At 65.3% G+C, this 9,774-nt stretch carries 10 protein-coding genes; 4 read left to right on the forward strand and 6 right to left on the reverse strand.

Features of this window, described 5'->3' with window-relative positions; translation table 11 throughout:
* Nucleotides 1-92: 92 nt before the first annotated feature.
* The 4 genes from WG899_RS17990 (at nucleotide 93) to WG899_RS18005 (ending at nucleotide 4,609) form a co-directional block, all read left to right on the forward strand.
* A complete protein-coding gene (locus WG899_RS17990) occupies nucleotides 93-1,472 on the forward strand; it encodes a cache domain-containing protein (protein WP_339597033.1) in 1,380 nt (459 codons plus the stop codon).
* On the forward strand, nucleotides 1,469-2,104 hold the full coding sequence (locus WG899_RS17995) for a response regulator transcription factor (RefSeq protein ID WP_339597034.1): 636 nt from the start codon (nucleotides 1,469-1,471) through the stop codon (nucleotides 2,102-2,104). The genes WG899_RS17990 and WG899_RS17995 overlap by 4 nt, the downstream gene beginning before the upstream one ends.
* A gap of 195 nt (nucleotides 2,105-2,299) precedes the next feature.
* On the forward strand, nucleotides 2,300-4,363 hold the full coding sequence (locus WG899_RS18000) for a carbon starvation CstA family protein (protein WP_339597035.1): 2,064 nt from the start codon (nucleotides 2,300-2,302) through the stop codon (nucleotides 4,361-4,363).
* A 42-nt stretch (nucleotides 4,364-4,405) separates the two neighbouring features.
* Nucleotides 4,406-4,609, forward strand: coding sequence for a YbdD/YjiX family protein (locus WG899_RS18005; RefSeq protein WP_102769604.1), 204 nt, complete (start codon nucleotides 4,406-4,408; stop codon nucleotides 4,607-4,609).
* A gap of 102 nt (nucleotides 4,610-4,711) precedes the next feature.
* Here the strand turns inward: WG899_RS18005 and arsH are convergent, their stop codons facing one another.
* The 6 genes from arsH to WG899_RS18035 all read right to left on the reverse strand — a co-directional run bounded on the left by arsH (nucleotide 4,712) and on the right by WG899_RS18035 (nucleotide 9,487).
* Nucleotides 4,712-5,437 (reverse strand): arsenical resistance protein ArsH, encoded by a 726-nt coding sequence (gene arsH / locus WG899_RS18010; RefSeq protein ID WP_339597036.1) that lies wholly within the window; start codon nucleotides 5,435-5,437, stop codon nucleotides 4,712-4,714.
* Nucleotides 5,434-6,117 carry an aquaporin gene (locus WG899_RS18015; protein ID WP_339597037.1) on the reverse strand — a complete coding sequence of 228 codons (684 nt, stop codon included), beginning with the start codon at nucleotides 6,115-6,117 and terminating at the stop codon, nucleotides 5,434-5,436. The genes arsH and WG899_RS18015 overlap by 4 nt, the downstream gene beginning before the upstream one ends.
* Complete coding sequence (locus tag WG899_RS18020; RefSeq protein WP_339597038.1) at nucleotides 6,114-6,617, reverse strand: arsenate reductase ArsC; 504 nt, start codon at nucleotides 6,615-6,617, stop codon at nucleotides 6,114-6,116. The genes WG899_RS18015 and WG899_RS18020 overlap by 4 nt, the downstream gene beginning before the upstream one ends.
* 26 nt (nucleotides 6,618-6,643) lie before the next feature.
* Nucleotides 6,644-6,970, reverse strand: a complete 327-nt coding sequence (locus WG899_RS18025) for an ArsR/SmtB family transcription factor (protein ID WP_339597039.1) — start codon at nucleotides 6,968-6,970, stop codon at nucleotides 6,644-6,646.
* A gap of 85 nt (nucleotides 6,971-7,055) precedes the next feature.
* Nucleotides 7,056-7,739 carry a general secretion pathway protein GspB gene (locus WG899_RS18030; RefSeq protein ID WP_339597040.1) on the reverse strand — a complete coding sequence of 228 codons (684 nt, stop codon included), beginning with the start codon at nucleotides 7,737-7,739 and terminating at the stop codon, nucleotides 7,056-7,058.
* 23 nt (nucleotides 7,740-7,762) lie between these two features.
* Complete coding sequence (locus WG899_RS18035; RefSeq protein ID WP_339597041.1) at nucleotides 7,763-9,487, reverse strand: ExeA family protein; 1,725 nt, start codon at nucleotides 9,485-9,487, stop codon at nucleotides 7,763-7,765.
* Nucleotides 9,488-9,774 lie beyond the last annotated feature (287 nt).

Below are 9,774 nucleotides of genomic sequence, written 5' to 3' on the forward strand. Positions count from 1 at the left end.
CGGCCTGACCCTCAGCTTGAGCAGTTCATTGCGCGCTTGAAGCCTATGGCTTGAATTGGGGTGAGGGCGGTCTGGCACTATCCTTGCCACCCATGCAGCTCCGCGCCAAATTCATTCTCCTCGCCGTCTTGCCCCTGGTGGCCAGCCTGATCCTGATCGCGCTGGCGGTGCGCCATCAAGAGCGCGAGCTGGTGCAGCGCGAACATGCGCTGGTGGAGCAGGCCTATATGGAGGCTCGCCGCGCTGAACTGAAGGCCTATGTGGCGCTGGCGGTCAGCACGGTCAAGCCGCTGTACGAGGCGCCGGGCGACCCGCTGGCGCAGCGCGCCCAGGCGCTCCAACTACTGGCTTCGCTGGACTATGGGCCGGACGGTTATTTCTTCGTCTACGACCTGCAGGGCAATTCGCTGATGCACTCGCGCCAGCCGGAGCTGGTGGGGCGCAATTTGTGGGACATGCGTGACCCCCAGGGGCGCCCCACCATCCAAGAGTTGATTGCACAGGCGCGCCAGGGCGGCGGTTTTGTAGACTATCTGTGGCGTCGCCCGTCCAATGGTCAAGTTGAGGCCAAGCTGGGCTATGTGGTGCCGCTAGAGCGCTGGGGCTGGATGATTGGAACCGGGCTGTATCTCGGCGACATCCAAGCCACCATGGCCCAGCTGGATGCTCAGGCCAGCAGCAATATCGCTACCACCTTGCTGTGGATCGCCGGCATTGCCGTCTTCGGCGTGGCTTTGATCAGCAGCACCAGCCTCTTGCTGAACGTCAGCGAGCAGCGTGTGGCCGACGCCAAGCTGCGCCTGCTGGCCCACCAGGTGGTGCAGTCGCAAGAGGATGAGCGCGCGCATCTGGCGCGCGAGCTGCACGACGGCACCAGCCAGACCTTGGTGGCGACCAAGCTGTTGGTCGAGTCCGCGGTGGATGCGCTCGAGGCCGGGCGGCCGCTGCCGGCGCGGGTCTTGGCCACGGCGCTGGAGCGGCTCAAGGCCAGCTTGGACGAGGTGCGCCGCATCTCGCACCGCTTGCGCCCGGCGCTACTGGACAGCCTGGGGCTGCCGGCTGCACTCGAAACCCTGGGCCGCGAGTTTGAGGACGATGGTGGCGCCGAACAGGTGGAGGTGAGCGTGCAGGGCGAGCCGGTGGAACTGCCGGAGTTGGTCAAGACGGTGCTGTTCCGCGTCGCGCAAGAAGCATTGACCAATGCCGCCAAGCATGCGGCCGCTGTCCATTTGCGCTTGAGCCTGAGCTTCGAGCCCGGCCGGGTGCGGCTGCAGATCAGCGATGATGGCGCCGGTTTTGATGAGGCCGCCGTGCAAGAGCATCCGCGCCAAGGCATTGGTCTGCGCAATATGCGTGAGCGCCTAGCCTCCATCGGCGGGCGCTTGCAAATCCGCTCGCAACCCGGCGCGGGCACCGAGGTTTGGGCCGAGGTGCCGCTGTTTTTGAACCCCGCTTCTACTGCCTCCGCATGAGCACACCTGCCTCCGCCGCTATCCGCATTGCCCTGGTGGACGACCACCCGCTGGTGCGCGATGGCCTGCGCCTGCGTCTGGGGGCGGTGCCCGAGTTCGAGGTGGTGGGCGAGGCCGGCGATGCGCGTGAAGCGCTGGCCTTGTTGGCGCACACGGCGGTGGACATCGTGCTGATGGATGTGGGCATGAAGGAGGTCAGCGGCATCGAGCTGGCGGCGGACCTCTTGCAGCGTCACCCCGGCCTGCGCGTGCTGATGCTCAGCATGTACGACAACCCCGAGTATGTGCAGCGTGCGCTGCAGGCCGGTGCGCAGGGCTATGTTTTGAAGGACGCGCCGGCCAGCGAGATCATTGCCGCCATCCAGGCCGTGGCCGGCGGCGGCACTTTTTTGAGCCCGGCCGTCTCGCGGCGCTTGTTTCGTGCGCAAGCGCCTCGGCCCTTGCTGTCGCCCCGCGAGAGCGAGGTGCTGGCCGCCTTGGGTCGCGGCGAATCCAGCAAGCAGATCGCCACCGCCATGGACTTGAGCGTGCGCACCGTGGAAGCGCACCGTCAGAACATCAAGCGCAAGCTGAACCTTGAGGGCCAAGCCGAGCTGATCAAGTACGCCGTCGAACACGCCGGGCAGCGCTGAGGCTCGCAGCAAGGTGGCGTCGATCATCTAGGGTTGACCCTTAAGTGCTCCCACGCGATGGCGCGCGTGGTCTGACGGATGCGCGCCGCGGGCCGCTGGCCGAGACTGCGACCCACGCAGCGGTCCCTCAGTTTTTCAGTCTTTTTGCTTTCTCCCTCCAACAGCCAAGACCGCGCGGATCAGGAGACAAAACTCATGTCCTCGAACATCAGGCGCCACCTCGGGTGGCTTCTGGTCGCGGTGCTGGGCGCTTTTGCGCTGGCCACCGTGGCCCTGGGCCGCGGTGAAGCGGTCAGTGCTCTGTGGGTGGTGGTGGCCGCAATCTGCGTCTACTTGATCGCCTACCGCTACTACAGCCTCTTCATCGCCAGCCGTGTGCTGGAGTTGGACCCGCGGCGCCAAACGCCCGCCTGGCGGCACAACGACGGTCTGGACTATGTGCCGACCAACAAATACGTGCTCTACGGCCACCACTTCGCCGCCATCGCGGGCGCCGGTCCCCTGGTCGGCCCGGTGCTGGCCGCGCAGATGGGCTATCTGCCCGGCTTGCTGTGGCTGCTGGCCGGCGTGGTGTTTGCCGGCGCGGTGCAGGACTTCATCGTCCTCTTTATCAGCACCCGCCGCGACGGCCGCTCGCTGGGCGATCTGGTCAAGCAGGAGATGGGTCTGGTGCCAGGTCTGATCGCGCTCTTCGGCGCCTTCATGATCATGATCATCATCCTGGCCGTGCTGGCGCTGATCGTGGTCAAGGCCCTGGCGCATTCGCCCTGGGGCACCTTCACCGTGGCGGCCACCATCCCCGTGGCGCTGTTCATGGGCGTGTACCTGCGCTATCTGCGCCCGGGCCGCATCGGCGAGATTTCCATCATCGGCTTTGTGCTGCTGATGCTGTCCATCGTCGGCGGCCAGTGGGTGCATGAGAGTCCGGTCTGGGGCCCGATGTTCACCTTCGAGGGCACGACGCTAACCTGGATGCTGATCGGCTACGGCTTCGTTGCCGCCTCCATCCCCGTGTGGCTGCTGCTGGCCCCGCGTGACTACCTGTCCACCTTCCTGAAGATCGGCACCATCGTGGCCCTGGCCATCGGCATCGTCTTCGTGGCACCGACGCTGCAGATGCCCGCCATCACCCAGTTCGCCGCCGGCGGCGGGCCAGTCTGGTCGGGGGATCTCTTCCCCTTCCTGTTCATCACCATCGCCTGCGGCGCCGTCTCGGGCTTCCATGCGCTGATCTCTTCGGGCACCACGCCCAAGATGCTGGAGAACGAAACCCACGCCCGCTTCATCGGCTACGGCGGCATGCTGGCCGAGAGCTTTGTGGCGGTGATGGCCCTGGTGGCCGCCTCCTGCATCGAGCCGGGTGTGTACTTTGCGATGAACAGCCCTGCCGCCCTGGTGGGCAAGACACCCGAGGCCGTGGCCGCCACGCTCTCGACCTGGGGCTTTGTCATCACGCCCGAAATGCTGATCCAGACCGCCAAGGATGTGGGCGAGAACACCATCCTGGCGCGCGCCGGCGGTGCCCCGACCCTGGCCGTGGGCATGGCGCAGATCCTGCACCAGGCCATCGGCGGCAAGGCCATGATGGCTTTCTGGTACCACTTTGCCATCCTGTTTGAGGCACTCTTCATTCTGACCGCTGTGGACGCGGGCACCCGCGCCGGCCGCTTCATGCTGCAAGACCTGCTGGGCAGTTTTGTGCCCGCCCTCAAGCGCACCGATTCGCTGCCCGCCAATCTGATCGCCACCGCCTTGTGCGTGGCGGCTTGGGGTTACTTCCTCTACCAGGGCGTGGTCGATCCGCTGGGCGGCATCAACACCTTGTGGCCGCTGTTCGGCATCGCCAACCAGATGCTGGCCGCCGTGGCCCTGATGCTGGGCACCGTGGTGCTGTTCAAGATGAAGAAGCAGCGCTACGCCTGGGTGACGGCGCTGCCGGCTCTGTGGCTGCTGATCTGCACCATGACCGCCGGCTGGCTGAAGATCTTCTCGTCGGATGCCAAGGTGGGCTTCCTGGCCCATGCCAGCAAGTACAGCAAGGCCCTGGCCGAGGGCCAGCTGCTGGCGCCGGCCAAGACGCCCGAGGCCATGAGTCGCGTGGTCTTCAACGACCGCCTGGACGCCGCCCTGTGCGTGCTCTTCATGTTCGTGGTGATCAGCGTGCTGGTCTACAGCGTGCGCGCCATCCTGGCCGCGCGGGCTTCGGCCAAGCCCACGGCGCAGGAAACGCCGTTTGTGGCGCTGGCTGCGGCGTCTTGATCCATGGCCGCAGCTGAAGACGTGATCGAACAAGCGCGCGAACTGCGACAGCGTGTTGGCCAGGCTGGCCGCTACCTGGCCCAGGGCCTGCGCCTGATGGTCGGCTTCCCCGACTTCGACACCTACCGCGAACACATGGCTCGCACCCACCCGGACCAGCCGGCCATGACCTATGAGCAGTTCTTTCGCGAACGCCAGGCGGCCCGCTACGGCGGTGCCGATGGGCGCATGAGTCGCTGTTGCTGAACGGCGCGGGTTTGCAAAAAAGAGGGCGGGGCTGATCTTCATCGGCCCCGCCCTTTTTTGCTGGTGTTGAGTCACTTCTCGGTGCGGGGACCGATCGCTCGATCAAAGACTGCGCTGGTTGACCCGTTTGCTCAAAGCCTCGGCGCTTTCCTTGCGCTCGCTGTAGCGGTCCGTCAGCACACCGTTGAAGTCGCGCGTCAGCAAGGTGAACTTCATCAGTTCTTCCATCACGTCCACGATGCGGTCGTAATAGCTGGACGGCTTCATGCGGCCGGCGTCGTCAAACTCAAGAAACGCTTTGGCCACCGAGCTTTGGTTCGGGATGGTCAGCATGCGCATCCAGCGACCGAGCACGCGCATCTGGTTGACGGCATTGAAGGACTGCGAGCCGCCCGACACCTGCAGCAGAGCCAAGGTCTTGCCCTGGGTGGGGCGCACCGCGCCGGCGCTGAGTGGAATCCAGTCGATCTGGGTTTTCATCAAGCCGGTCATGGCGCCATGGCGCTCCGGCGAGCTCCAGACCATGCCTTCGGCCCACAAGGCCAGTTCGCGCAGCTCCTGCACCTTGGGGTGGCTGTCCGGAGCGTCGTCCACCAGGGGCAAACCGCTTGGGTTGAAGATCCGGGTCTCGGCGCCCATGGCCTGCAGCAAGCGCTGGGCTTCCAGCGCACACAGCTTGCTGTAAGAGCGTTCCCGCAGCGAGCCGTACAACAGCAGGATGCGCGGCGCATGGCTGGCGCGGCCGATGGCGGAAAAGTCCGCCACGGCCGGAATTTTGAACAGCGCCGCGTCCAACTGCGGCAAGGTGGGGTCGGTTCCGGCGCTCATAGGCTGGCGCTGCTTTGACGAGGCGTGCTCGAGCGGCCCAACAGCCCATGCAAGCCCCAGCCGAGACCGGCGCCCAACAACTGGGCGACCACAAAGCTGGCAGCGCTGGCGGGGGCAATGCCGGCAAAGGTGTCGCTGAACATGCGGCCAAACACGGCCGCTGGGTTGGCAAACGAGGTGGACGCGGTGAACCAATAGGCGGCGCCGATGAAGCCGGCCACCAGGCTGCTGGCCCGTCCGGGCGGTGAACGCAGAATCACCAGCAAAAGGCCGGCAGTGGCCACACCTTCGGCCAACCATTGGCCGGGACCGCCGCGCAGCTTGGCCGACCATTGCAACAGCGGCAGCTCAAACATCGTATTCGCCAAGCAAGCGCCCAGCAGCGCGCCGAGCAATTGCGCGCCAATGTACGGGGCCAGGCGTGAGGCGGGCAAGTCACCCCGCAAGCTCATGATCAGGCTGACGGCTGGATTGAAATGCGCACCGCTGACCGGGCCGAAGACCTCGATCAACACATACAAGCCCCAGACGGTGGCCAAGGTGTTGGCCAGCAGGGCGACGGCGACTTGGCCGCCGCTGAGGCGCTCGGCCATGATGCCGGAGCCGATCACGATGCACAGCAGCAGCGCCGTGCCCAGACTCTCTGCCAGCAACTGGCGCTTCAGACTCGTCGCGCTCATGAGCGGCCAATCTCCGCCAAGGCCTGCAGCAAGTCGGCCTTGCTGAGGGTGTCAAAGGGCAGGGCCAGCAACTGCAACATGCGGTAACCGATGGCTTGGCGGGTGAGCTCAAAGGCGCGGCGCTTGCCTTCGTCACCGCCTTCGGCGTTGCTTGGGTCGGGGTAGCCCCAGTGCACCTTGACGGGCTGGCCTTGGCCACCAAAAAACACCGGGCAAGTCTCGGCCGCTGCGCTGTCGCAAACGGTGATGACGATGCTCAAGGGAGGCGCATCGCTGCCGGTGAACTCATCCCAGCTCTTGCTACGGTAGCCGCTGACGTCTACCCCGGCGTCGGTCAGCGCTTCCAGCGCAAAGGGGTTGAGCCTGCCACTGGGTGCGCTGCCGGCGCTGAAGGCGCGCACGGGCTTGCCGAGTCGGGCGGCGAGGTGATTGAGCATGCCTTCGGACAGCACACTGCGGGCCGAATTGTGGGTGCACAGGATCAGGACGTTGGTGTTCATGAACTCTTGGGTGTCTTGGGGAAAATTCAGCAACTGCCCGCACAGGCTTTAGCGGGCGGCAGGCAGGCCTCGCCCTGGCAGCAGTTGTCGGTCAGGTAGGCCAGCAGGGCATTCATCCGCTCGAAGCCGGCGCGGTAAATCAAGTAGCGGCCATCGCGCTCCTGGCTCAGCAGGTCGGCATGGCTCAATTCCTTCAGATGGAAGGACAAGGTTGCCGCCGGAAGCTCCAACTGTTCGCTCATCGCGCCCGGCGTCAGGCCTTGCGGCCCGGCCACCACCAACAGTCGAAACAGGCGCAAGCGCGCCGGATGAGCCAGCGCCGCCAGGGCCTTGATTACAGCTTGTTCTTCCATATTTCAATAATAATGGAAATGACAAACTGTTGGCAAGCCTGAAACCCAGGTCGCGCTGGTGAGCCTAGGCCAAGGCTTGGGCGACTCAGTAGTTGATGCGGAAGCGCTGGCCCTTGTAAGACAGCACGGCGCTCTTCAACTCGATCTGCTCCAGCGTCAAGCCAGCGGCCACATGTTCGCCCTCATGCAGCAATTGGCCATTGATGATGAGCATGCGATTGGCGGGCGTGTCCGAGTACATCGCGCCGCTGGCGCTGAGGGCGGGAAGCTCACGTCGCAGTGCGTCGGGCAGCTCTTTGAGCAGCGGAATGGCCGCGCTCTTTGTGGCTGTTTGCGAGGCCGGTGGAGCAGCTGAGGCCGTCGGCAAGGGCATGGGCGCTGCCTTCGGCACAGCCAGCGGCGTGGCCATAGGCTCGGGTGCTGGCGGCGGGGGCGACAGTCGGCTTGTGTTGATGGGGGGCGCCGCCGCGATCGGCGCAACAGATGGCGGCTGTATCGGCGCAGGCGGCGCTGTGCTGACCGTCGGAACAGCAGCAGGCGGCGCGCTGGCTTCCTCGGCCTTGAAGCCGCGTCCGAGCCAGATGCCCAGCGCCAACAGGCTAAGCAGCAAGAGCGCCAGCGGCACCGGCCTGGCCAGCGGGTGGGGGGCCGCTTTGTGGCCTTCGGCCCCATTCAAATCGGGCGCCACCGTCTGGCTGAGCAGATTGGGCAGGCTGCCGCGCTCTCGTTCGGCCTCGGCCCGCTTGAGCGCTTCAAGGATGTAAGACATGGAGCAGGGCTTTCGTGGCGTGTTTACTGGCGCGCTGCCGAGGCGGCCTGGGGCGCCAAGCGGCTGGAGGGCTTCAGCATTGGTTCATCGACGCCGGCGACACGGCTCAAGAGCATCAAGGTGACCGGGCCGGTCTGGCCGTCGCCGCGCAAGCCTTGCGAGCGCTGAAAGGCGGCCAAGCGTTGCTTCAATGTTGCCGCCTCGCTTGCGGCGGCCGGGCCAAAGACCTTGTCCAGTTGCTCCCGGACCCAGGGTTGAAGGGCGCTGCTTGGGCCTTTGGCCATATAGCCCGGCGGCGAGCGCCACAGCGTTGCAAACTCGCCGCGCCACTGGGTGCTGAGCGCCAGCAGCGTGATGTGTTCGGTCTTCTCGCCCAGTCGAACGACGGCGCTCTGCTCATCTAACGATTGCAGCAAGACATAAAACGGCCGACCAGCTTCATCGCGCAAGGTGAGTAGGCTGGGGCGGTTGAGCAGGCGCAACAGGCTCAGGCCGCCTTCGCCCGCAGCCGCCTTGAGGCTGCGAAAGCACTGCAGTTGCTGGCGCGCCAGCGCTTGGCAGGGATCTTGTTCGGGCGCTTCGGCGTGCCAGGCCCGTGCCAACTCTTGCCAGGCTTGGGCTTCGCTGCGCAAGCCCAAGCTGTTGTTTAGCGCGGCCTCGGTTGCCGCCGGCTGCGCGGCCAAGGTGGCCGCCGTGCTCGAGGCTGCAAGCGCGGGAACGTCCTTGACAGCAGGCTTTTCCGCCGCAGCGGTGCCAGAAGCAGCGCCAGACAGCTTGCTGTTCAGTTGCGAGGGCATTGCACTTGGGATGCGGTCTTGCCAAGCCCAGCCCAGCGCGGCCAGGCCGATCAGCGCCGTCAAGCCGGCACCGCCCCAAACCATGGCCTTGCGTGAGTACCAGGGGCCGGGCACATCCTGCGGGCCGAACACTTCGGCGGCCGCGCGGTCGATGGTGCGTGTATCGATCTGCGGGCGACCTTGGGCATAGGCTCCCAGCAAGGCGCGGTCACACAGCAGGTTGATGCGACGTGGCACGCCGCGTGCCAGTTGATGGACACGGCGTAAGGATTTGGCATCAAAAGGCAGCGCGGCGCTAAAGCCGGCGACCCCCATGCGGTGCCGCACATAGTGCGCGGTCTCGGCCTCCGACAAAGCAGGTAAATGAAAGCGTGCGATCACCCGCTGCGAGAGCTGCTCCAACTCCGGCCGGGCCAGCATGTCGCGCAACTCGGGCTGGCCGATCAAGATGATCTGCAGCAGCTTGCGCTCATGCGTCTCCAGATTCGTCAGCAGGCGCAGTTGCTCCAGCACCTCGGCCGAGAGGTTTTGCGCCTCATCGATGATGAGGATGTTGTTCTGCCCCACCGCGTGGGTGCGCAGCAAGAACTCATTCAGCGCATCGACAAAAGGCTTGACCGAGGTGGCGGCCTCGCCCTGCTTGGGCAAGGCCTGGTGGTGCTGGATGCCATATTCCTCGCACACCGTGTGCAGCAACTCGCTGACGCTGAGCTTGGGGTTGAAGATATAGGCCACATTGCAGCGCTTGGGCGTTTGCGCCAGAAAGGCCCGGCAGACGGTGGTCTTGCCGGTGCCGATCTCGCCGGTCAAAAGCACAAAGCCGCCGCCACCGCGCAGACCGTAGAGCAGATGCGCCAGCGCCTCGCGATGCCGCTCGCTCATATAGAGGTAGTGCGGGTCCGGGGCGATCGAAAAGGGCTCTTGCTTCAGGCCAAAGAAGTTCGCGTACATGGGTGGGGCAGGCGCGTCCCGTGAAGAAAACTGGAATGGCGCCGATGGTAGCGGCTCGCAGCGCTCACGCTGGACGCGGCAAAAGAAATGACAAGAGGCTTTCGCCTCGCGCCCTGCGGCGGTCGATACCATTGATTGCGAGTTGCGCCACTCTCTTGCTTTGGATCACAGCGTTTGCTGAGAGGGACCGCCAGCCAAGTGCCCATTGCGGTCTTCGGTTTGGGCGGAGATCAGGCCACTTGGGGGCTCTGCTCCGCTCCTGTCCCCCGCCCCGGGCTTGCGCCCGG

The sequence above is a fragment of the Paucibacter hankyongi genome, assembly GCF_037482915.1.
Classification (GTDB): domain Bacteria; phylum Pseudomonadota; class Gammaproteobacteria; order Burkholderiales; family Burkholderiaceae_C; genus Paucibacter_A; species Paucibacter_A hankyongi.

Bases quoted from the DNA above. Each gene is read 5' to 3' on its own strand.
- WG899_RS17990 (WP_339597033.1), top strand. From the start codon at position 93: ATGCAGCTCCGCGCCAAATTCATTCTCCTCGCCGTCTTGCCCCTGGTG.
- WG899_RS18015 (WP_339597037.1), bottom strand. From the start codon at position 6,117: ATGAGCGCGACGAGTCTGAAGCGCCAGTTGCTGGCAGAGAGTCTGGGC.
- WG899_RS18035 (WP_339597041.1), bottom strand. From the start codon at position 9,487: ATGTACGCGAACTTCTTTGGCCTGAAGCAAGAGCCCTTTTCGATCGCC.
- WG899_RS18030 (WP_339597040.1), bottom strand. From the start codon at position 7,739: ATGTCTTACATCCTTGAAGCGCTCAAGCGGGCCGAGGCCGAACGAGAG.
- WG899_RS18000 (WP_339597035.1), top strand. From the start codon at position 2,300: ATGTCCTCGAACATCAGGCGCCACCTCGGGTGGCTTCTGGTCGCGGTG.
- WG899_RS17995 (WP_339597034.1), top strand. From the start codon at position 1,469: ATGAGCACACCTGCCTCCGCCGCTATCCGCATTGCCCTGGTGGACGAC.
- arsH (WP_339597036.1), bottom strand. From the start codon at position 5,437: ATGAGCGCCGGAACCGACCCCACCTTGCCGCAGTTGGACGCGGCGCTG.
- WG899_RS18025 (WP_339597039.1), bottom strand. From the start codon at position 6,970: ATGGAAGAACAAGCTGTAATCAAGGCCCTGGCGGCGCTGGCTCATCCG.
- WG899_RS18020 (WP_339597038.1), bottom strand. From the start codon at position 6,617: ATGAACACCAACGTCCTGATCCTGTGCACCCACAATTCGGCCCGCAGT.